We start from the raw sequence: 22,258 nt of genomic DNA, 5'->3' as shown, positions 1-22,258 counted from the left end.
TTTATGGCTTCGGAGCAGAGGTTAATGTGGAGAGTGCATACTTTTGCTTTCTTGAAATCTCCAGAATCGAGCGATATCGGTCAATAATTTTTGACAAGTCACCGTATTCGCCGCGTAAGGCCGAATAGTCACTGTCAAACTTGCTTTTGGAAATGTTTATTTCGTCAAGTAGTTGTTTTTTGTTAGCGGAGTCAGAAGAGCTAATTACAGCGAGCGCAACTCTGAAGAAGTCATCGACAACTTTCTTCATCATTACTAATGAAATTGCATCTGCCGAATCATTGGCAAACAAGACGGCAGAGTCATAAGAAACTATTGATAGGTTTCTTATGATCGCTCCCATACCACTGGGCATGGAAGTTGTGAATGCTTTCTCGGTTTCAGAAAGAACACCACTATTGGTCGCATACTTGTAGATTACGCCCGGAGTTGTGCCCCCTCCGTGAAGCAAATCAACAATCTTGGTTCTCATACCTTTGATGGTTACTCTCTTGGTGGTAGGGGAGTAGCATTGATCATCACCATTACAAGTATAAATCTCAAGATTTCCACCTTGGATAAGGTCTTTAAGAGTAATGAGTCCGCCTGGGAGAGTTATGATCGGGTTGGTATTTTCCTCGCCGGAAGATGTCCCTGTTTTGTCATTCACCATGTCACCAACAACAATCGAGCCTGTCATAGACATGATGGTTTCTAATAACTCTGTATCGCCGTATGTAAACCAAGAGCTGGCATAATTCTGTTTCATGGTTTTCCACAGAATATTGCCGGTCATTCTTTTGTAAACCTCAGGCGATTGATCCCTGATTTCTTTAATTGGTGTTTTTCCGCCTGTTTCTTGCTTTGTAGAAAAGAAGTCTTCAAATAGACCATTGGCAGAACCCATGAGCGAAGCATCAGTTTTGTTCTTGAGATCCATGCCTGAAGTCAAGTCATTAACAAACCCTTGCGCAAGTTGGCAAGAATTACCAAGATGTTGGTTAAGTTCCTGAATCTTCTTCTGGAATGATTCAATCCACTTCGCTCCGTCAGGAAATACATTGTCTAGTGCTAATTGGAATGCGTAGCCTTTGGCATTGGCTGCAACCGCTCTCAATAGTTGGACCAACTGCTCTGCATTAATAAAGCTGAAAGATCCGCCGAATAAATCAACACCTCCACATCCGGCTTTCCATGATGGGGGGGTGAACGCAACCAAATTCGTATCGTAAATCTTTGATTTGGTAGTGAACCTCCCCCCAGAAAGAACGCCACGACGTTGTGATTCATAAACACCAGGAGGGGTCACATTAGTCATCTGGCCGAAGACGCCATCGAGTTGTGACTGCAGGCCACCAGCGTTTAACAGAGTAGGGGATAGCGATAGAGCAACAGCTGCAACAGATAATTTGAGTTTCATGATATTAATTACTTGGTATTCAGACGGGTTCTGATGTAGTCCATCAGTTTGCTTGGTTCAACAAAGTTGGATTTGCCATTTGTCTTTTGCTGAATCCTTTCTAAGTCTTTACCAAAAATCGAGGGATCTAATTTCTCTGCAATGTTGTTATCTGTCGTGTAGATTGGTTTCGTCTTTTTATACTCTTCTTCAGAAACCCAGCCATTACGTTTGGCTGCAATAATAATTCTGTGCTTCATCTCAGGAAGAGAGAGTGCCCCTTGCCCAATTGGCTCAAATTTTCCACTTGGTGAAACTAAGAACGTTGCTGGAAAATTGACGATATTTAGAGTTTTTGCATGACCACTATCTGTCTTGAAATTTGGGAATATGTTGTCTTTGAGTGGTCGTCCAGTTACCGAGATTGGAACGATGGTGAATCCTTGAGCCTCTAGCATCTTCACAATAGAGGCTTGAAGGTTGCTATATTCGTCATCTTTAAAAAAGAAAAAGATGCCAGCACGTTGAGCAATAGAGTCAATGAGGGCGCTTTTCTCTTTACCTGCCTCAACATCTAGCTTTTGAGACGCAAACGTCGCTGCAGGACGCCGTGAAATTTCATCCAGATATGGATCACCCAGAACGGCCATCTCAGTAGCATTTGAAAACTGCTCCGACCTATCGATTGCGAATCGCTGGAGATACATGAATGCGCGAACGTTCTCCACTGTCGGGTTGTCCCAGGCCGCATCCTTGTACTTGGGGAGGTTTTCGCGCACCCAAGCAGCTGAGAAAGGTGCTGGCCCTTTCTCCACTGCTGGAGGAACAGATGCAGGCTTTGCAGGCGGTGACTGTGTTGGTGCTACCTGAGGCTTGGGTGGTGGCTTAGGAGGTTCTTCTTCATCATCCTCAGGCTCTGGGGCATACCAGAACCATCCTTCGCTCTTGCGGTCGTAGAAGCGAACAGGGGTCTCTTCGATCTGCTGTGCATATGCTTGCCCAACCCCCATACAGATTGCGTTGGCCAGGGCAATCAGAATGCAGCTACGTTGAAATGCAGTGGTATTCATCAGTCACAAATCCTCTTGTGACTGATCGTATGGATATGGCTATCTAGGCATGCATCGGCCTCTGCCCTTATAGGGCTGTACAAGCGCCATAGCTATTCTGTGTGCACCCCATTAGGCTCAAACCAGATGTCTACGCTATTGCTACCTCGGCAGAGGTGACGATGGTGTACTTTTTCGCATGCGAAAAAATCATGCTGTCACCATCTCGATTCTTGCCCGTGCTCGCCGTCTTTGAGCGACTTGGTTGAGGATGATTTCAATGATTGCGTTGATGATCAGCACTCGCATGGCGCGAGAGGAGCCAACGTACAACAAATTGATTTCGTCTTCACGAGCCTCTGGTTCCATATCTGGATCGAAGATATCTGGGTAGTCATCAGTCAGTTGCACTGTGTCCCATTCCAGACCTTTACTCCTATGCGCTGTGGTGACAGTGATTGAGGCCTCCATTTCTTCCTCAACAGTAAGGCTCTTGAGGTGATCAATCATTGCAGGGATGTCTTCGGCTGCGTATGTTTCCAGAATTCGCACAGACCGTTGCATCTCATGGTCCTTGGTCTGCTCTGCGGCTTCCTTATATTCCTCATAGTCCTTGTAGTCGGCTTTGAGCTTCTTGTTCTTTACGTTTCCGAGTTCACCACGGCTGAAGTGGTGCAGATCTAGTAGATCCTGCACTTTGTAGTTTTCAATGCCTCCGACCCAGAAGATTGATTCGCCGCGAGCTGCAGCTGCAAGAGCGGATTCGAGTACGCCCATCACTGTTCTGGAGACTAAGCATCGATGTTCAGTGCCCATAGGAACGTGGAAAGTAACCGTGTCTGCCTGTCCACGACCAACCACAGGAACTGTTTCCCCCTTCAGCTCAAGCAGCGCATTCGCAACGATAGCGACGTTGGGACCGAACCGGAAACTATTGGTCAAGTACAAGCGCGGAACATCATTGAGAAGAGGGTGGTCGAGGGCGTTCACCGCGCCGCGATATCTGAAAATCTGCTGGTGCTCATCGCCCACAAGGGTGAGTTTGCAGCTCTGAGAAAGGACTATCTGGCTAGTGACGGGGTTCGCGTCCTGAGCCTCATCAAAAAGTATTCGCTTGTATTGAAGGCTGAGGTCTGGCATCGAAAGCTGATAGAGCTTCAGATAGCAGTCGTGAACTGTTGGAAATGGGTCGTCAGGGTCGCACATCCGAACCCAAACTCTCTCAGCTGCATCAACCACTTCCGCCTGGTACTGAACCATCTTGGTGGTGAGGTTAGGCTTACCGTTGAATCGAGTGAAATGATCGCTGTAGAACTTCATGTCAGCACTGCACATGAAATTTGTCAGGACATCCAAGACATCCTTCACGAATGCCCAGTTGCTTGTGTCCAGAGCGTTGGCCAGCTCGCGTAAGGGAATGTTCCCGTGATGTGAGATCTTGTGTCTTAGCAGCTTTCCGAACTTGGGGAAAGCAAGCTGATGTGATGTCTTGCAGTCAACCTGTCGCTTAGGGAAGCGCTGTGCAGCTGCGTCGCGGATGGCGCGGCTATACGCCAGGTAGAGCATACGCTCGCGGGGGTAAGCTTGGGCGATCTGAAAAAATGTTGTCGTCTTGCCAGATCCGGCCCTCGCTTTCACGACAAGGCGCGAGCCGGGGAACTGAATAATGCGCGCTTGTTCAGCGGTTGGTCTGATTACCATCGGTTTTCTTCCTAGGCGTCTTTGTAGTAGCCGGGAAGAGGGTGCCTTGCCTGAGTCTCAGAATCAAAGATTCGATATCGCGGTTGCGCTTCTGTTCTTCATTCAGCATGTGCTCTAGCATGCCAATCTGTTTGTCCTTGAGGCTCAACTGGCCATTGGCATAGCTAAGCTTATCGAGTGCATCACGCACTTCACCCTTCAGCACCAGCGATTCATCCCGAAGCTCAGCAGCCCGCTCTTCCTGGGCCTTGATAGTCGTTTCCAGCTCGATAGTCTGCCTGCGTAAGGCATCGATCTGCGACTGCGAAGAGGCACCGTTTTGGGCTGCTTGGTCATATTTGTCTTGGAGAGCCTGCTGGTCATGTTCCACCATTTGAAGCGCACGCTCTTTAGCTTGAAGATCATGTTCAAGCTTCTCGGCCTCTTCTTTGCACTTTGCCAGCTGGTCTTCTAGTTGATCGATTTTCTCGCTGTTGCTGTTGGCCATGTCGATGGCCTGCTGCATGTCTTCATTGATAACTGCCTCGCGGCTCCGCAGCTGCTCGCGCTCGGACTGGACCCGCATCTCAGCTCCATCCAACGCGGTGCGCCATAGTTTGCGGACGAGAAAATCAGCTTCCGAAGCCATGAAATCTGGCAGGACCATTTCCTCAGTTGGAGCTTCCTGCAGATTTGCGCTTTCCCACTCCTTCAGAAAGTTGGAGATAGTTGTGTAGCTGCCACCGCCGATGATTTGATGAATAGCTGTAATACGCGGAAGCTTTCCCGCTTTCACAAGCTCATTTGCGGCAGTGAATACGTCCTCTTTCGTAGCTATGCGTCTGGCCATGGCAATCCTCACTCTATGTAATACCGTATTACCATAATTATCGTATTACGATAGAAAATCGCAACAGGATTTTTTGGGGTCGCCTCAGAAAACGGAAAATAAAGCACGCTAAGCCGGTTGCAGCGGTCGTAGCGGCCTGAACTTGCCCGCGCCGATCTTGGCGCTGCTGCGCCAGAGGTAATCGCCGGTGAGTTGATGTGCTCCCAACCGAGCGGCGACAGGTACTGCAACAGCGCGTCATCAACGGCATGGCCGTTGCCACGCAGCGCGTGCGCAGCCCGTTCCAGATAGACCGTGTTCCACAACACGACGGCAGCCGTTACCAGATTGAGGCCGCTAGCCCGGTAGGGGTCTCCTCGTTTTCAGTGCAATAAGTGACGGTACGAAAAGCTAGCACTGGCGCGGAGGTGGTGTTGGTAGATCGTTGATTTCATTGACTTTCCTGTTCACTTTCAAATCTGCGATTCGTGGCGTCAAACCGTGGTCGGTTTCATCCATTGGTGCCAGTTATCGATGCATTTGGCCGCGAAGGCAGGATTTGGTCAGCATAGCGGTCAACCGGGAAGCGAAACACACCCCGCAAGTTGATGCTCTCCAGCCTGGTGGGCGCAATCTTCCCGATCAGTTCCGGTGGAATGACCTGGCGGCGGTTCGACCAGCGATCCAGGACCGCCTGCATCTGTGAGGTATTCCACGCCATCACGATGTTGGCCATCAGGCTCAACGCATCGGCCACAGCCTGCATTTCATCGACACGTTTGGCCTGCGCCGGGCTGATCCGGCCGGTATAAATGGCGCGCTTGAGGGCGTTAACAGCCTCGCCCCGATTGAGCACCCGGCGCAACTCGTTCCTGAAAGCGTCCTTGACAAAGTAGTCAGCCAAAAACGCCGTACGCAGCAACCGCCCCAATTGCACGCCAGCCTCATAGATTGGATCGCCCTGGGCGGCAGAACCGAACCGCGCAAGAGCTGCCACCGCACTGGCATGTCCGCTCATGACCGAGGCTGCCAGGTGCACCAGACTATCCCAATGCTTTTCGATCAAAGCGACGTCGACATTGGCTTCGCACACCGCAGCGATTTCTGCGGGCACTTTGGTGCCGCGTGGCACAAAGAGGTGGCGCTGTTTGAGTTCCTTCAACCGCGGGCAAAGATCAAAACCAAGCAAACGGGCATGTGACATGGCAAAGTCGGTGTAGCCATGGGTATCCACAGCAAGCTGGCTGGTCTCCAGCTTTTCTTGGCGGATGACACCTTCAATGGCCACGCCCGCCTGGCGCTCATTGAGCACAAAGGGCTGCGCATGGAAGATGCCCCACCGGTCTTTTACATGGGAGTAGATTCCAATGGAAGGTGTGTTGCGCCGAGGATCAAGCCGGGTTTGCCACACCCGTTTGGTGGTCTCCATGCTCATCATGTCAGAAGATGCCAAATCGGACCGCCCCCAGGTGGCGGCAATCGGGTGTCGCTGCATGAATTCCAGCACAGCCTGGCAGGCCTGGCTCAGACGCCGTTCGTCCCGCGCCCAGCGCATGGCCTGGCGAATGCTGGTGGCAGACAATTGCGGAATCATGCGCGCGCATTCGACCGCAGTCAGACTGGTGCCGTGGGCCATGATGCCGGCATAGACCATCAGCAGCTCGTCGGTAGAGCGCGGCTCACGTCCGAGCATGATCCAGCTAAAGCGCACCTGGGCGTCAACGGCCAGAATCACTTCCGGCAATTGAACCTCACCGATGCGGTGATCCAAAGCCGCGCGCAGCTTGGTCACTTCTGGGTCTTCGTCCTCTGCGGGCAATGGCGACAAATGGAGTTCATCATCCACGCGCAGTACGCCACTGCGGGCTGCAGCGGCCACCGCATCGACACCGGCACAGTTACTCTGGCCAGCAAAGGCTTCAAGAAAGTGGCAGCCTTGCTGGGTAACGATAGACGGGCATAGTGTTTCTTGGACTCTGCCTGCCAACGCTCGTCCGTGAAGAACAAGCGCGCACGACCCCGAAAGCTCAGGCTGTGCTCAATCCAGACCGAGCCATTGCGCACCGCGCGGCGCAGGGCAAACAGGGTGGCCACCTCCAACGCCTGAAACGCCCGTTCCCGGTCTGGGCTGGAGATCGAAACCTGCCAGATCATTCCCAGACTTGGTGCCACCACTTCAACTGGCAGCTTTCTGGATCCTTTGAGATATAAAGCTTGCAGCTTGGCAAGGTACTCGATGGCAGGATGCTCGCCGGTGGCCTGCCAGGGCAGCTTTGCAATGGCGACGAGCAACGACCGCACGGGGCGAATTCCATCAATCAATCCCTCGCGGACCAGGGAGGCCCTGCTCGGTGGTTTGCGTTTCTGGGTTTCGGTGATCAAGGCTTCAAGACGGGCACGCAACTCAGCATCTGGCACCGCACCTTGCGCGCTCAAGGCAACAAGTTCGCCGAGCAGCGTTTTGTACATTGCGGCCCAATTGACGGTAGCGGGGACATCGGCGGCAGCCTGACGCCACAGATCGGCGATCCGGCGCTGCACCATAAGGATCAACTGGTCTGTGGTGGTGAACAGGCAATACCGAAGAAAGCATGCGACCTCCACGGTGCGCGCTGGCTCTTTGATCTTGGCTCCGGCTGAGGGCGGCCTGGAGACAAGTCGGCGCGCGTAGCGGCGCAAGATGAGATCGGGGATGTCTGCCAGGTGCTTATGAACGTCCAGCGTGTAAAGCAGGTCGATGCGCTCCAGTACCTCGCTGATTTGGCGGGTTGAGTGTTTCGCCGGTGCAGCCCATAGCCAACTCTGCTGGGTTTGTCCATCTGGGCGCAGCTCTGAAACTGAGGCTCGCCAGCGATCAAGTGTTGCTGGATCAACGCTGGCGGCGATGGCGGTGCCTGTTTCAACTTCAAGCTGGGCAAGTGCCGCCGCAATCAGTGTCCGAATTGCCCGCTCGTGCACGATCACCAGCTTGTTCTTGTACAGCCATTGACGCGCCCGCACGAGTAGCTGATCGCGGTCGGCGCAGCGCGCCACTTCGTCGCGCAGTTCACGTACCAGTGAGCGGCGCTGGTGCTCGCTCATCCACTGGAATCCAAGGACCGTGCAGGCTACTTGTTGGTGATCGAATAGCGTGCGCCCGCGTTCATACATGGCTCTCAGCGAGGCGACTTCTGGTGCTGCAATGCCAAGCTCGTTGCCAAGGTGGCGCCACAAGGCTACTGGAATTACCCGAAAGGCACCGAGCAAACGCCCACTCATGCGCAGGAAACCAATATGGAGCGCCAGACCAAGCTTGTGGGAATCACCTCGGCGTGCATTGATTGCGTCGCGCTCGGCACCATCGAAGGTGAAAAATGCCTTCATCTCGAAGTCGCTGATATCGCGGGGGAGCCCACGCATCCCCAAAAACGTTGTGTGCCAACCCTGCATCGTGAACCTCAAAAGTGGGAGGCCACCATACCCGTTTACAAAGCGAACAGGAAAGTCAATGAAATCAACGGTCTACCCAGACCACCCCCGCGCCAGTGCTAGCTTTGCGTACCGTCACTTATTGCACTGAAAACGAGGAGACCCCGTTTCAGGCGTTGGAGGTGGCCACCCTGTTTGCCCTGCGCCGCGCGGTGCGCAATGGCTCGGTCTGGATTGAGCACAGCCTGAGCTTTCGGGGTCGTGCGCGCTTGTTCTTCACGGACGAGCGTTGGCAGGCAGAGTCCAAGAAACACTATGCCCGTCTATCGTTACCCAGCAAGGCTGCCACTTTCTTGAAGCCTTTGCTGGCCAGAGTAACTGCCGGTGTCGATGCGGTGGCCGCTGCAGCCCGCAGTGGCGTACTGCGCGTGGATGATGAACTCCATTTGTCGCCATTGCCCGCAGAGGACGAAGACCCAGAAGTGACCAAGCTGCGCGCGGCTTTGGATCACCGCATCGGTGAGGTTCAATTGCCGGAAGTGATTCTGGCCGTTGACGCCCAGGTGCGCTTTAGCTGGATCATGCTCGGACGTGAGCCGCGCTCTACCGACGAGCTGCTGATGGTCTATGCCGGCATCATGGCCCACGGCACCAGTCTGACTGCGGTCGAATGCGCGCGCATGATTCCGCAATTGTCTGCCACCAGCATTCGCCAGGCCATGCGCTGGGCGCGGGACGAACGGCGTCTGAGCCAGGCCTGCCAGGCTGTGCTGGAATTCATGCAGCGACACCCGATTGCCGCCACCTGGGGGCGGTCCGATTTGGCATCTTCTGACATGATGAGCATGGAGACCACCAAACGGGTGTGGCAAGCCCGGCTTGATCCTCGGCGCAACACACCTTCCATTGGAATCTACTCCCATGTAAAAGACCGGTGGGGCATCTTCCATGCGCAGCCCTTTGTGCTCAATGAGCGCCAGGCGGGCGTGGCCATTGAAGGTGTCATCCGCCAAGAAAAGCTGGAGACCAGCCAGCTTGCTGTGGATACCCATGGCTACACCGACTTTGCCATGTCACATGCCCGTTTGCTTGGTTTTGATCTTTGCCCGCGGTTGAAGGAACTCAAACAGCGCCACCTCTTTGTGCCACGCGGCACCAAAGTGCCCGCAGAAATCGCTGCGGTGTGCGAAGCCAATGTCGACGTCGCTTTGATCGAAAAGCATTGGGATAGTCTGGTGCACCTGGCAGCCTCGGTCATGAGCGGACATGCCAGTGCGGTGGCAGCTCTTGCGCGGTTCGGTTCTGCCGCCCAGGGCGATCCAATCTATGAGGCTGGCGTGCAATTGGGGCGGTTGCTGCGTACGGCGTTTTTGGCTGACTACTTTGTCAAGGACGCTTTCAGGAACGAGTTGCGCCGGGTGCTCAATCGGGGCGAGGCTGTTAACGCCCTCAAGCGCGCCATTTATACCGGCCGGATCAGCCCGGCGCAGGCCAAACGTGTCGATGAAATGCAGGCTGTGGCCGATGCGTTGAGCCTGATGGCCAACATCGTGATGGCGTGGAATACCTCACAGATGCAGGCGGTCCTGGATCGCTGGTCGAACCGCCGCCAGGTCATTCCACCGGAACTGATCGGGAAGATTGCGCCCACCAGGCTGGAGAGCATCAACTTGCGGGGTGTGTTTCGCTTCCCGGTTGACCGCTATGCTGACCAAATCCTGCCTTCGCGGCCAAATGCATCGATAACTGGCACCAATGGATGAAACCGACCACGGTTTGACGCCACGAATCGCAGATTTGAAAGTGAACAGGAAAGTCAATGAAATCAACGATCTACCAACACCACCTCCGCGCCAGTGCTAGCTTTTCGTACCGTCACTTATTGCACTGAAAACGAGGAGACCCCATGTAACGCGGGTGCGCTTCGTGAAATCAGCCCAGCGGCTGGGCTTCAGCCTGGATGAGATCGCCGAGCTGCTGCGGCTGGAGGATGGCACCCATTGCGAGGAAGCCAGCAGTCTGGCCGAGCACAAGCTCAAGGACGTGCGCGAGAAAATGGCTGACCTGGCGCGCATGGAGGCCGTGCTGTCTGAGTTGGTGTGCGCCTGCCATGCGCGAAGGGGGAACGTTTCCTGCCCGCTGATCGCGTCACTACAGGGTGGAGCAAGCTTGGCAGGTTCGGCTATGCCTTAGCGTGCTTTATTTTCCGTTTTCTGAGACGACCCCAACAAGCTCAACGTCACCCAGCTTTCAACCGGGAAAACCGCTCGGGTGTCGGGTGTCGTGTCGGACGTGAGCTACGACTACAACGGGTGTTCGATCTCGCTGAAAGACGCGACGTTTTAACTGCGCTGCTGGCGTCCCCTAGCGGGCCTCCATCGCCGTTCCTGGCGATGCTGCAGGCCCGTTTTCCTTGACAGGGGTCGATTTGTTTTCGTTGTCAAAAGTGACGGTAGGAGATCGAGCACTGGCGTAGGGGTGGTCTGATAAGCCCTTGATTTCATTGGTTTTCCTGTTCACTTTTTCAGGCGTATTGTGTCTGCCCCAATCACCGGAGACACAAGATGCAAAGCTGGCACACAACCTACCTTGGCCTGCGAGAGCTGCCAAGGGAAATCAGCACCTTCGAGCTTCAGTCGTTTTTCACGTACAGCCGTACTGAGCGCGAGCTCATCAACGCCCGCCGAAGCAACGCCCACAAGCTGGGTCTGGCACTGCACATAGGTTTCTTGCGCTTGAGCGGGCGCCTGCTGAATTCGGTGCGCATCGTTCCGACAACCCTGTGGCGCCATCTGGGTGACGAAATCGGCATCACTGCTGTTGAACTGGCATCCCTGCGAGCCCTGTATGTTCGCGGTCGAACCCTCTTTGACCATCAACAACTGGCCTGTGATGTCCTGGGGTTTCATTGGATGACGGAGCACCAACGTCGCGCCCTGGTACGCACCCTGCGCGATGAGGTGGCCCGCTGCGCCGATCGGGATCAATTGCTCGTATTCGCTCGGCGCTGGTTGTATCAAAGCAAGATCCTGATCCTGCGCGACCGTGACATCCGTGTCCTGGTCACAGCGGCGCTGGGACAACTCGAAGAAGAAACAGCCAAAACGATTGCGGCATCTGTGCTGCCCGAACAACTGGTGCGCTGGCGGGATGCCATGGCCGCATTGCGCCCGGATGGGCAAACCCAGCAGAGCTGGTTGTGGTCGGCACCGGCCAAACACTCAACCAAACAAATTGGCGAGGTGTTCGAGCGAATCGAACTGCTGTACGCCCTGAATGTCCACAAACACCTGGACGACCTGTCCGGTCTCATTGTGCGGCGCTATGCACGCCGCCTGGCTTCAAGGCCTCCCTCGGTGGGGGCCAGGATCAAAGAACCCGCTCGCACAGTGGAGGTTGGCTGCTTTTTACGGCACTGCCTGTTTACCAGCACAGACCAAGCTATCTTGATGGTTCAGCGGCGCGTTGCCGATCTTTGGCGCACGGTCGCAGCAGGTGTCACGGAGACGGTCAATTGGGCTGACCTGTACAAGACATTGCTGGCAGAGCTGGCTGGTTTGGTCGCCCAGGGTGAACTTCAAGACGCGGAGTTGCGGGCTCGAATTGTTGCCCTGCTCAGTGCCAGCCAGCAAGGCAAACCACCCAGCCGGGCCTCGGTGGTGCGTGAGCGTTTGTTTGACGCCATACGTCCCGTGCGCTCTTTGCTGGCCGAAATCACCAAGCTGCCCTGGCAGGCCAATAGCGAGCACCCGGTGACCACAGCCTTGGCCCAATTGACGAAACTGTACGCGGGCAAACTTCGCGAACTACCTGCTGATGTCAGCGCCCCTCGCTTGGGTTCGGTCTGGAGCGGCGCGATTGCGGGTGCCGACCGGGAGCGCGCGTTTCGGGCCTTGGAGGTGGCCACCCTGTTTTCATTGCGACGTGCCGTGCGCAACGGTTCGGTGTGGATTGAGCACAGCCTGAGCTTTCGTGGCCGCGCACGCCTGTTCTTCACTGATGCGCGCTGGCAGGAAGAAGCCAAACGGCACTATGCCCGACTGTCACTGCCAGCCAATGCATCCACACTTTTGAAGCCGTTGCTGGCCAAGGTACGCGCCGGCGTGGAGGCAGTGGCCGTCGCCGCGCGCAGCGGTGTGCTGCGCGTGGACGAAGAACTCCACCTTTCAGTATTGCCGGCAGAGGATGAAGATCCAGAGGTGATTAAGTTGAGGGCCAAACTTGACCTGAGGATCGGTGAGGTGCAACTCCCAGAAGTGATCCTGGCCGTTGACGCTCAGGTACGTTTCAGCTGGATCATGCTTGGCCGCGAGCCACGTTCGACAGAAGAGCTGCTGATGGTCTACGCCGGCATCATGGCCCACGGCACCAGTCTGACGGCGGCCGAATGCGCCCGTATGATTCCGCAGTTGTCTGCCACCAGCATCCGTCAGGCCATGCGTTGGGCCGGGGACGAGCGTCGCTTGAGTCAAGCCTGCCACGCGGTGCTGGAGTTCATGCAACGGCACCCCATTGCAGCGACATGGGGTCGCACGGACCTGGCGTCGTCCGACATGATGAGCATGGAAACCACCCAACGGGTGTGGCAGGCCCGACAGGATCCAAGACGCAACACGTCCTCGATTGGCATCTACTCCCATGTGCGTGACCGATGGGGGATCTTCTACGCGCAGCCTTTTGTGCTCAATGAGCGCCAGGCAGGGGTCGCCATTGAGGGTGTCGTGCGCCAAGAATCCATCGAGACCAGCCAGTTGGCGGTGGACACCCACGGCTACACCGACTTTGCCATGGCGTTGGCCCGGCTACTGGGGTTCGATCTATGCCCACGACTGAAGGAATTGAAGCAGCGTCATCTGTACGTGCCGCGTGGCACGATCATTCCACCGGAGATCGCAGCAGTTTGCGAGGCTACCGTCGATACCGCTTTGATTGAGAAGCACTGGGACACCTTGGTCCATTTGGCAGCCTCGGTGATGAGCGGCAACGCCAGCGCAGTTGCAGCGCTGGCCAGATTTGGATCGGCGGCGCGGGGAGACCCCATCTACGAAGCGGGTGTTCAGTTGGGGCGCTTGCTGCGAACTGCGTTCCTGGCCGACTACTTTGTCAAAGACGCCTTCAGGAATGAGCTGCGTCGGGTACTCAACCGGGGTGAGGCGGTCAATGCCTTGAAGCGGGCGATTTATACCGGCAGAGTGAGCCCGGCTCAGGCCAAGCGGGCCGAGGAAATGCAGGCGGTGGCTGACGCCTTGAGTCTGTTGGCCAACATCATCATGGCCTGGAACACAACCCAGATGCAGGCCGTTCTGGACCGCTGGGCCAACCGGCGTCAGGTCATCCCGGCGGAGCTCACGGGGAAAATTGCGCCGACGCGGCTGCAAGGTATCAATTTGAGGGGCGTATTCCGCTTTCCAGTGGAGCGTTATGCCAGTGAAATCCTGCCGTCACAGACCACGCCGAAAACCGGGACCGGCGGTTGAAACCGAGCACGCTTTTGCGCCCTCAAACGGCGATCAAAAAAATCAACAGGAAACCCAATGAAATCAATGGCTTGGCAGGCCACCCCTACGCCAGTGCTCGATCTCCTACCGTCACTTTTGACAACGAAAACAAATCGACCCCTCTGACGCACCACGCATCTCGCGATCCGCACGCTTCCGCTACCGTTCACTTTCCAGGGCACAGGCTTCTTGTGGGCGGGCGCGAAGACCGAGGTCAGTCGCTGCCGAAAGCTCGCCCCCCCTCTCCCACCTTTTAGCTGCGAGTTCTGCTCGGCAGATTGGGCGCTGCGTTCCCCGAATGCCGTAGACGCCGCCTCTACGATGCGCTGTCGATTGTTCTCGGACGCTATAGCTCGGAAGTCATCACGCGCTTTTTGCACCCAACGACGAAACGCGACTCCCAGCGCAGGGTTCTTCTCCCATTTGTCTGCAAAATTCTCTTGTGGGTCGGTGGGATTTCCAATCCATACAACGCCGTGCCGGTCCTCGATGTACTCATGCATGCGACTGAAGAATCCCTCGAGCGCCTCAGCCACGGTCGGCTCATTTCCGTACGCCTGACCTGCAAGAGTCGTAATCACCACGGAGATGGGTTTGTTCGTGGGATCTGCGGAGAACATGATGTCCCGATGGCGCTTGAGCACTTGCACGGCTTGTTGCAACGGAGTACGGACTCGATATGAAGGGATGTTCTCCACGCTCGCGTGTTCAAGAATCGCCATCGCCTTACGCTGACTTCTGTACACCTCCGTCATACGCGACCTGAACCAGTTGGTGAAGCCTTTCGGGTTGCTGTGCGGCCAGTTCGGCGACAGAAGCTTGAAGTGAGCGTGATCGATGTCGGTTATCGCGATGGCCGTGCCTACCCATTCGCTCCTTTGCAAAGAAGCCTCAAGCAGAAGTCGCTTTCCAGAGCTATCAGGAATCGCCGGCAGCGCGTCGAGATGAAACTGCGCACCCTCTGCATAGTCAAGAGTCCAGCATCTGCGGCTTTCACCCGGTTCCTTCATGTTGTGGGCTTTGGCATAGAGCTTCATTTCTTTGCCTAGCATTTCTTTAAGCTGGCTCTGAGTGACTTGACTCTTTCCCAGCTTCAATTCACAGACCAGATCGATGTCGTAGTGCTCGTTGTCGTTGCTAGGCTTTATAGGCGTTCCAAGACGGAACGAGCCCTGCACGTACACATCAGGGGAGTACTTCAGCAGCGTGGAGGTAGGCCGACCAAGCCAGTTTCCGACGGATAGGTAGCGTGAGTTTGCCTCCTCATAGAGTGAGGGGGGGACGTCTATGTCCTTAGCCAATCCCTCCAAAAAATTTGCACCCGCTGGAGTTGTTTGCGTTGCCACCTGCTTTCCCTTCCCTCTGTAACTGTTGTTCCGTATGCACGATGTCCACCCAAAGGAGATCGCGGCTTGCCGCCTCGGCTCAATCCTGAAGACAGCAATTTGCTCGTTTGACACCAGAGCGCCCGGCGCGCACAAGCCTGCGTTTGTGGTCGAACCAAGGGCAAAACCAACCCCAAGCTGGTCCCGCCTACTGAAACGCGACCCGTCCTATCTCCGGCAAAACCAAGACGGTTCAATCGACTCGGTGCACCGGGTCGGTCGCGAGCAAATGGTTCGTGAAAGCGTCCTTGGTCTCACACCGCCAAGTGGCCCACAGCTTTGACCCACTCGGGTTGTCAGTGCCCAGATCAAGCTCCAGCGCCAACCAGTTCCTGGCCGCCATCACGTACTTGTTGGAGCCTGGGAAGAGCATCATCTCCGCATGAAGACTGATATCCAGGGATTGCCTCGACCTGGCCACGGTGTTGAGGACATGGAAGAAGAGCCTCTCAGTGACAGAGACCAATGAGGGGTGAACCACGGCAGTGGAGGTGAACTGCTGAATGTGTGCCCAGTTGTCCTTCGTACCGACATCCGCCTTGTAGGCAGTCCCCCAAGCAGCCACATGCACATCACCAGACACGAACGACACCCGAAGCTGCTTCTGCTGCGCCGTCTTGAGCAGCGTTTCAATAAGGCGCCTACGCTCGCCCTCATGGCTGTCATTGGTCCAGTGGTCTTTTAGGTCGTCCGCGCTGCTGTCCAACACGTGTTCTGAACCAAAGCTGTCCATGAATGCCTCAGCAAGCGACAACTTTGGGTGAACGACCGGAACAGACGACATGAACAACAAGTGCTGGCACCCCACGCCAGGGTGCTTACGGTCGTTCTGCGCGATCGCATTCAGGTACTGATGCACGGCGCCCCAGGTGTGCGGCCCAAGGACCTGCTCATGCGACCTCTCAGTCCTGAGATCCGCCACTACCAGCTGGAGAGGGCCCAACGAATGCGTGAACGTGAAGCCCGGTTGCTTATCCAGAAGTGGAAGACCCAGCTTGTCCGCCTTGAGCGCCTTCGACCACTCGATGGATTCGAACAGCGGATCGTCCGAGCGAACACTGATATCGGTTCGCAGCTTCAGTTCAGGCAGCATCTCGGCCGCGTGCTGCATCTGAAACACCCAGAAGGCACGACGAGCGTGGAAGAACAAGCGCTGGAAGAGCGGACTGCGCTGCATCTCGACGCTGTATGAGCCCCACCCGTCGAAGATGTCATGGTCGTCCCACATCATGACGGTGGGCATGCTGGCCATACCGAGAGGCGCATCCAGAGAGCGTTCCACAGAGCCCCAAGGCTGGCGCTCAACGGGCAGCCACCGTGTACTGTAGAGGCCCAGGTAGTAGTCCTCAATCTTCTTGTCCAGATCTTCACTGACGTCGAAAGCCAGTTGCTTGTCGCGAGGCAGACCTATCCAGCCCTTAAGCTCCTTGAGGTCTTCCCAGATGGAGTCGAAGTAGATCTGGTCTCCTCCCATCAAAAGAAGATGGAAGCGCTGATTCCCTTTGCCGTGCGTGCGCGGCTCATGCCACAGTTGCTCTTTGTCGAGTTGATAGCCGACTGGTCGAACTTCCTTGTCGTGATTGCACAGAAGGTCCTCCCACACAGCGTGCTCCGACTTGATGAGCTTTCGCAACGCACTGGGGTCCGAGAATCCGTTGCAAGACACGTAGGCAAGTCGCGGCGCGTATCCCTTTCCAGGCACAGTGAAGGTCCAAGACTGTGCTACCCCTTTGATCTTGTACTCAACACGTCGTTCGTCCTTCTTTTGCTTGCACGACAAGTCATACCGAAGGTATGTCTTCCCAGCGTGCTCAAGAAGCACCATCGGCGGCTTCGTTTGAGTGCCGTCGAACGTCAAGACGGGAATCTTGGCATTGCTGTCAATGCCGATGAGCGCGGACACCTTCCAATCCCCTGCGGCACTGGTCCCACGAAAAGACAGTACCGGCCCTAGATGTAGCTTGGCCATTTGAACCTCCCCTAGTTGGTTTGTTTGAGTACTAGATTGGTGAAGACTGCTCTTTGGCAATCGCGCTGATGATTCGAGCTCGCGCCTTGGCCCTGGTAGCGAGCAACTCAGCTTCGCCCGCCTGGACAAGCCATTCAAAGAAGCGCTGCGTTGCTAACCTCGTTTGCACAGAGTCCCTGCAATTGGCCAGGAAGACAAACTGCATCTTCTGAACGTTGTCGGCAAGGTAAATTCCAAACGGGCTGCTCACAACGGTCGCATCCGGAAAGCCAAGCAGGTTGGTCGCTTGAGTCTCAGTCACCGTTCGGTGGCAAGCGATGACATGGAGAGGGCCACCGAGCGAACCTAGCTCACCAGCCAAACGGTGGTCATTCAAGTGAGGACGGCCAACCAATTCGCGAGCTGCCGCAACGCTCATCGCAGCTGGTACGGCGTGGACTTTGACCAGCACAGGGGTTCCGGCGATGGATACGCTGAGTGCGCCCTTTTTCATCGTGGATCCGGCTCGCCCTTCGAGGGACGCACGAACTTCGCCTTCCATCGCGGCCTTGCGCCCGACGAAGTCCATGCGGCTCCATTCAAGGGATGCACCAAGATCGAAGCGCCCGACTTTCGAGCCCTCCGCTCCTCGTCTGGTCTGCGTCAGAACGGCGTCAACAACAGTCTTTCGAACGGCAGTGGTGAGATCAGCCACCGTGTGAATCTCACCTCCCCGAAACGGGGAGGCGCCGTCCATAAATGTTGCGAACCGGGCGTTTCTCGCCTCCTGGAGCTTGTCGACAGCGGTCGGACTTTTGGGCAAAACCAGCACCCTTACCTTGCCAGGCGAGTACTTGATGCCTTCAGCGTACTCGGCATGACATATGCCGATGTCCTCGCCCGTCTTGGCCCATCCCGCATCACCGTTGTAAAGAACGATGAGGATGTCGCAGTCTCGAACCTGCTTGAGGCACGCTTCCCAACTATCTGCCGATTGGTCAAGCGCCTCGGCGTCTTCATTGATCCAGACTTCAAAAGGCTCGAGTTTGAACAGCTTCTGCTTCTCAATGTCCTTTTTGAGCGCTCGTCGAATCTCGGTGAGTTCGACGCTCTCTCCTTCAGAGAAGTCCACCAAACACCGGCTTGACAGCATGATCCTGATTTTTTGACTTGTTGCCATCCTCTGTCTCCTCCATTGCACTCAATGTGGTGCCGCCTGTACGTTCGCGTGCGGTCAAGCATACGGGCTGTATAAAAAGTACCGTGATGGAAAAATTGCCGAAAGCGCGCAAATGTTCTCGCTAGGCTGCTTGAAGTCCCCTCGGCTCGACATAGGGGTTCTGCATAGGCCTGCCAGGCTGAATGTGATTGAAGGCGATGCGCATAGAGTGCGCCTCATGGTGAGGAGTTCGATACCTCTGGCTGGACAGGTTTTCGAGGTGTCAAGCCGGCGCTGGCGTCGCATCGCTTCTAGAACTCACCACGAGTTGCGATAACAGTCTGTCAGCAAGCCTCTCTGCCACAGTTGACCAGTCAGTGGCCACACCTACCTCTTGAAGGGAGGTGGTTCGCAGCCCAACATACCCACACGGATTAATGTGCTCGAACGGGCGCAGATCCATTGCCACGTTGAGTGAAAGACCGTGGTAGGTGCAATGCCGACTTACTTTGATGCCAAGAGCTGCAATCTTTGCCACCCGCTGGAGTTCTTCCTCCAACTTGCGCGACCCTGCAGCAATTTTCGGGTCCCTTGATACGTTCGAGTGCACATAGACACCTGGAGCGCCTGACACTCGTATGCCATCGACGCCAAAACTACTGAGCGTTTCGACGATTGCCAACTCCAGACGAGCCACGTACTCCTTGACGAATATGTTGATTCGCCGCAGGTCGACTAAGGGATAAGCAGTAACCTGTCCCGGCCCGTGATAACTCACTTGCCCACCGCGATCGCTTGCAACCACAGGTATGTCCCCAGGTGAGAGTAGGTGCTCAGGCTTTCCAGACAGCCCCTGAGTAAAAGTTGGAGGATGCTCGCAGAGCCATAGCTCGTCACATGTATCTGCATCGCGCGCGGCGGTGAATGCACGCATGGCCGCGACCGTTGACTGGTAATCCACTTGCCCCAAAAATCTAACGATCATAAAAACTGACTGCGCGCGGTGCGGAAGAAGCATCTCGGGTGAGCACAATTTGATGCCCGATTTCGGCTTCAGTTGAGGCGCTGGCCAGACGACCGAGGCCCCTCAATTGCTAGCTTTTTCGGCAACGCTTCAAGCCATCGCCCTACGACTTCCATTTCTTGCTCGTTGAAGCCATCCGTCAACTGAAAATTCAGTGCCGTGAGAGCACTTTTTGTACGCTGGGCGGCAAGCCTGCCCTCATCAGTTTGGTAGAGACGTATCGCTCTTCCATCCTCTTCGTCGCGCTGACGCGTCAAAAATCCAGCCTGCTCAAGTCGATTGGCCAACCCTGACATCGCAGGAGCACCGATATTGAGCGCTGCGGCCACGTCGCCCGTTAGAGCTCCGTCGTTCTCAGCCAAATAGAACATCGTTCCCGCTTGCGCGGCAGACAGTGCCGAGGCTCCTCCACCCTCGTTCTCCAGCCAGCGATCTACAGCTCTGTAGGCAATGTTGAGCAAAAAGACCAAACGAGTCTTCTTTTGTTTCATCTGAACTCCGCGCTGATGGCCGCAACTTTAAAGTATTTCGTATACGAATCATATAACTCGCATACGAAATATTTTCGCACAAGGCGAGAACGCCCAGACACACCCAGGAGGAGACATGAGCAGGCACGTCAACATCTATAGAGAAAACGCTGTTCTCACTCTGACCACTGCGCGGCCAGAGAAGACGAAGGCACATCACCAACGAGATGTACGCATCCTTAGGCACCGCGCGCTTGCGAAACTTCCAGCTGGCTCACTGAAGCAAGGCTCTGATGCCCAACCCCGACGCCGTAGCGGCTCGATTGGAACTTGAAACTACTCAACTGAATCAGCGATTGCGCAGCGCTAGAGGCGCATGAAGCGCTTACTACCTTTTTAGACCAGCCTAAAAAAGGACCTTCATGGCAGCTTTGTTCAACGGTCTACGCAAGTTCAGCGGTCCCACCACGGGATCCCATTCGTTCGCGGTCCGGACGACCAATCGGCTGCCCCATATCGTCTTTGACAGCGCATTTTGGAACCGAGAAAGCTTCAACAGCGTCGTGACCAACAACATCATCTAGCGGTCGCACTACCCGAGCTGCCTCGACTAGCACCACATTGCGAACCAATTCTGCAATGTGACGAGTTAAGGCTTGTGAAGACGGCCCGTTATCGTTGATACGCATGGCGACACTTACGTCGGGAAGCATCGGTAGGCCCAAACCTGGCGATACCTTCACGAGGTCTCGCGTCAGCTGCTGAGGTGAACGAACTGTTATGCCCAGACCAGCTTTGGTCGCACTGAGTAACCCCTCTAGGCTGGTGCTGACACAAGCTGGTCTCCACGAGATGCCATGTTCTACAAGCGCACGCAGCACGATGTCACGAACAATGCAGGGCTCCGGAAATAGGACTAGCGGAAGTGGCGCACCAGGAGTCAGCTTGAAATCCCGCGCGGCAATCCAAATGAGCTCTGTATCCAAAAGGCTCTCGCCTAAGGGCTCCCCTAGCGGATCAGACGTTGCGATCGCCACGTCCAGTTCGCCTCTTTCAAACGCGGCATGAATGCGCCGGTTTAGGTCGACCACAAGATCGATCTGTACCTCTCTATGAGCATCCTGAATCTCGCGTAGCAACATGATCAGTGCGCCTTCGGCAAAGTCCTGCGCAACGCCTAAGCGAACCCTGCCACGGAAATTGGTCTGAGTGAACTCGCTGAGTGCCAGATCATTCAAGTGCAGCATGCGGCGCGCATGCTCAAGGAGCCGTTGACCCTTATCCGTAAGACTTTTCCCGCGTCCGTCCTTGTAAAAAACGTCTCCCCCAAGCACGGCGTCAAGCCGCTTCATTTGCAAACTTATGGCGGGCGCTGTCAGACACATTCGCTCGGCAGCCCGAGCAAAGCTGCCCTCTCGTACAACCGCCTCGAAAGTGCGCAACACGTCTAGCTCCAGATGCTTGGCCATAGGTTTCAACCGCTTATGCATTCGTTAAAAGATTCAACTTTACTCATGTAAAGCCGCTATGGCAACCTTCCGGGGCGTCTTCAAAAGGCGTTCACCCACAGGTAGGAAGGAGACATGGATGGCGAACTTTCACCCGCCGCTTAAGGCAGTTGCATTCGATGCCTACGGCACGCTATTCGACGTTTACTCGGTTGGTGCCACAGCCGACCGATTTTTCCCCGGGCGAGGCGAAACCCTCGCGCAGCTCTGGCGCGACAAACAAATCGAGTACACGAGACTCCGAACACTTTGCGACAAGTACGTCTCGTTCTGGCAGGTGACCGAAGACGCACTCACATTTGCCTGTCTTCGCCTGAACCTGACTGTGACCCCTCCGCAACGAGCAGAGCTACTTGATCAATACCGCCGACTGAAGGCGTACGACGAGAACAGCGGTGCTCTAAAGCGCCTGAATGCGATGGGACTTCCCCTCGCAATCCTGTCCAACGGAGACCCAGAGATGCTCGCCGATGCAGTGTCCGCCGCTGGCCTCGGCTCACACTTTGATCATCTGTTGAGCGTCGACTCAGTTCAACGCTTCAAGACGGCGCCAGAGGCGTACCAGCTAGGCCCTGACGCGCTTGGCTTCAGGCCCGAAGAAATCCTCTTTGCATCCTCGAACGGCTGGGATATCGCTGGAGCTACGTGGTTTGGCTACACGACCTTTTGGGTCAACCGCACTGCCCAGCCGATGGAGCAACTTGGCGTGCGGGCTCACGCAGAGGGACGCTCGTTGGACGACTTAGTGAAGTTTGTCGCCCAGCGAGTCTGACTGCGAAGGAGATTATGGGCAGTGCGCGCCCTTGGCGCAGATTGGCAGTGAATTAAGTGTGCAGGCTTACATAAGCAAGGAGACAAGACATGGATCGAAGGAAGTTCACAGTAGGTTCAGGGATGACCGCAGCGGCGGCACTCGCAGTTT

At 55.6% G+C, this 22,258-nt stretch carries 13 protein-coding genes and 3 pseudogenes; 4 read left to right on the top strand and 12 right to left on the bottom strand.

Annotated features, from left to right (window positions below):
* Window position 1: 1 nt before the first annotated feature.
* From NOX35_RS27820 to NOX35_RS27795, 6 genes and pseudogenes are all read right to left on the bottom strand, one after another.
* On the bottom strand, window positions 2–1,399 hold the full coding sequence (locus tag NOX35_RS27820) for a conjugal transfer protein TraH (RefSeq protein WP_034367750.1): 1,398 nt from the start codon (window positions 1,397–1,399) through the stop codon (window positions 2–4).
* An 8-nt stretch (window positions 1,400–1,407) separates the two neighbouring features.
* Window positions 1,408–2,448: a conjugal transfer protein TraF gene (gene traF, locus NOX35_RS27815; protein ID WP_182312523.1), complete on the bottom strand. Its 1,041-nt coding sequence runs from the start codon at window positions 2,446–2,448 to the stop codon at window positions 1,408–1,410.
* A gap of 189 nt (window positions 2,449–2,637) precedes the next feature.
* On the bottom strand, window positions 2,638–4,128 hold the full coding sequence (locus tag NOX35_RS27810) for a UvrD-helicase domain-containing protein (RefSeq protein ID WP_182312521.1): 1,491 nt from the start codon (window positions 4,126–4,128) through the stop codon (window positions 2,638–2,640).
* Entirely contained in the window at window positions 4,106–4,957 is an 852-nt protein-coding gene (locus NOX35_RS27805; protein WP_182312519.1) for a DNA-binding protein, read from the bottom strand. Before NOX35_RS27805 ends, NOX35_RS27810 begins: the two co-directional genes overlap by 23 nt.
* A 108-nt stretch (window positions 4,958–5,065) precedes the next feature.
* Window positions 5,066–5,304, bottom strand: a pseudogene (locus tag NOX35_RS27800) (Tn3 family transposase); the annotation flags it as partial.
* Between the two features lie 143 nt (window positions 5,305–5,447).
* Window positions 5,448–8,365 (bottom strand): annotated as a pseudogene (locus NOX35_RS27795) (Tn3-like element IS1071 family transposase).
* A gap of 95 nt (window positions 8,366–8,460) precedes the next feature.
* Here NOX35_RS27795 and NOX35_RS27790 point away from each other — a divergent pair.
* The 3 genes and pseudogenes from NOX35_RS27790 to NOX35_RS27780 all read left to right on the top strand — a co-directional run bounded on the left by NOX35_RS27790 (window position 8,461) and on the right by NOX35_RS27780 (window position 13,821).
* A complete protein-coding gene (locus NOX35_RS27790) occupies window positions 8,461–10,107 on the top strand; it encodes a Tn3 family transposase (RefSeq protein ID WP_256497006.1) in 1,647 nt (548 codons plus the stop codon).
* 145 nt (window positions 10,108–10,252) lie between these two features.
* Window positions 10,253–10,537: pseudogene (locus tag NOX35_RS27785) on the top strand (MerR family DNA-binding protein); the annotation flags it as partial.
* A 371-nt stretch (window positions 10,538–10,908) separates the two neighbouring features.
* Window positions 10,909–13,821, top strand: coding sequence for a Tn3 family transposase (locus tag NOX35_RS27780; RefSeq protein WP_012478196.1), 2,913 nt, complete (start codon window positions 10,909–10,911; stop codon window positions 13,819–13,821).
* On the opposite strand, the gene NOX35_RS27775 is transcribed toward NOX35_RS27780, so the two are convergent.
* The 6 genes from NOX35_RS27775 to NOX35_RS27750 form a co-directional block, all read right to left on the bottom strand.
* On the bottom strand, window positions 13,764–15,188 hold the full coding sequence (locus NOX35_RS27775) for a nucleotidyltransferase (RefSeq protein ID WP_256497005.1): 1,425 nt from the start codon (window positions 15,186–15,188) through the stop codon (window positions 13,764–13,766). The two genes, NOX35_RS27780 and NOX35_RS27775, sit on opposite strands and share 58 nt — an antisense overlap.
* A 232-nt stretch (window positions 15,189–15,420) precedes the next feature.
* Window positions 15,421–17,196, bottom strand: coding sequence for an alkaline phosphatase family protein (locus NOX35_RS27770; RefSeq protein WP_256497004.1), 1,776 nt, complete (start codon window positions 17,194–17,196; stop codon window positions 15,421–15,423).
* 31 nt (window positions 17,197–17,227) lie between these two features.
* The gene (locus NOX35_RS27765) at window positions 17,228–18,355 is read right to left on the bottom strand and encodes a DUF4062 domain-containing protein (RefSeq protein ID WP_256497003.1); all 1,128 of its coding nucleotides are present in this window, start codon (window positions 18,353–18,355) and stop codon (window positions 17,228–17,230) included.
* 262 nt (window positions 18,356–18,617) lie between these two features.
* On the bottom strand, window positions 18,618–19,319 hold the full coding sequence (gene lipB, locus NOX35_RS27760; RefSeq protein WP_072599010.1) for a lipoyl(octanoyl) transferase LipB: 702 nt from the start codon (window positions 19,317–19,319) through the stop codon (window positions 18,618–18,620).
* Between the two features lie 68 nt (window positions 19,320–19,387).
* Window positions 19,388–19,849 carry a MarR family winged helix-turn-helix transcriptional regulator gene (locus NOX35_RS27755; RefSeq protein WP_072599004.1) on the bottom strand — a complete coding sequence of 154 codons (462 nt, stop codon included), beginning with the start codon at window positions 19,847–19,849 and terminating at the stop codon, window positions 19,388–19,390.
* A gap of 422 nt (window positions 19,850–20,271) precedes the next feature.
* Window positions 20,272–21,297, bottom strand: a complete 1,026-nt coding sequence (locus NOX35_RS27750) for a LysR substrate-binding domain-containing protein (RefSeq protein ID WP_072599003.1) — start codon at window positions 21,295–21,297, stop codon at window positions 20,272–20,274.
* A 118-nt stretch (window positions 21,298–21,415) separates the two neighbouring features.
* On the opposite strand from NOX35_RS27750, the gene NOX35_RS27745 reads away from it, so the two are divergent.
* A complete protein-coding gene (locus tag NOX35_RS27745) occupies window positions 21,416–22,108 on the top strand; it encodes a haloacid dehalogenase type II (RefSeq protein WP_030540859.1) in 693 nt (230 codons plus the stop codon).
* Window positions 22,109–22,258 lie beyond the last annotated feature (150 nt).

Origin of the sequence: Comamonas sp. C11 (assembly GCF_024496285.1) — a bacterium.
Lineage (GTDB): Bacteria > Pseudomonadota > Gammaproteobacteria > Burkholderiales > Burkholderiaceae_C > Comamonas > Comamonas testosteroni_F.
Note: the sequence above shows the minus strand (reverse complement) of the source record. Positions and strands in the feature narration are given on the sequence as shown.

Bases quoted from the DNA above. Each gene is read 5' to 3' on its own strand.
- NOX35_RS27805 (WP_182312519.1), bottom strand. From the start codon at position 4,957: ATGGCCAGACGCATAGCTACGAAAGAGGACGTATTCACTGCCGCAAAT.
- NOX35_RS27745 (WP_030540859.1), top strand. From the start codon at position 21,416: ATGGCGAACTTTCACCCGCCGCTTAAGGCAGTTGCATTCGATGCCTAC.
- NOX35_RS27765 (WP_256497003.1), bottom strand. From the start codon at position 18,355: ATGGCAACAAGTCAAAAAATCAGGATCATGCTGTCAAGCCGGTGTTTG.
- NOX35_RS27780 (WP_012478196.1), top strand. From the start codon at position 10,909: ATGCAAAGCTGGCACACAACCTACCTTGGCCTGCGAGAGCTGCCAAGG.
- NOX35_RS27770 (WP_256497004.1), bottom strand. From the start codon at position 17,196: ATGGCCAAGCTACATCTAGGGCCGGTACTGTCTTTTCGTGGGACCAGT.
- NOX35_RS27810 (WP_182312521.1), bottom strand. From the start codon at position 4,128: ATGGTAATCAGACCAACCGCTGAACAAGCGCGCATTATTCAGTTCCCC.
- traF (WP_182312523.1), bottom strand. From the start codon at position 2,448: ATGAATACCACTGCATTTCAACGTAGCTGCATTCTGATTGCCCTGGCC.
- lipB (WP_072599010.1), bottom strand. From the start codon at position 19,319: ATGATCGTTAGATTTTTGGGGCAAGTGGATTACCAGTCAACGGTCGCG.
- NOX35_RS27755 (WP_072599004.1), bottom strand. From the start codon at position 19,849: ATGAAACAAAAGAAGACTCGTTTGGTCTTTTTGCTCAACATTGCCTAC.
- NOX35_RS27750 (WP_072599003.1), bottom strand. From the start codon at position 21,297: ATGGCCAAGCATCTGGAGCTAGACGTGTTGCGCACTTTCGAGGCGGTT.
- NOX35_RS27820 (WP_034367750.1), bottom strand. From the start codon at position 1,399: ATGAAACTCAAATTATCTGTTGCAGCTGTTGCTCTATCGCTATCCCCT.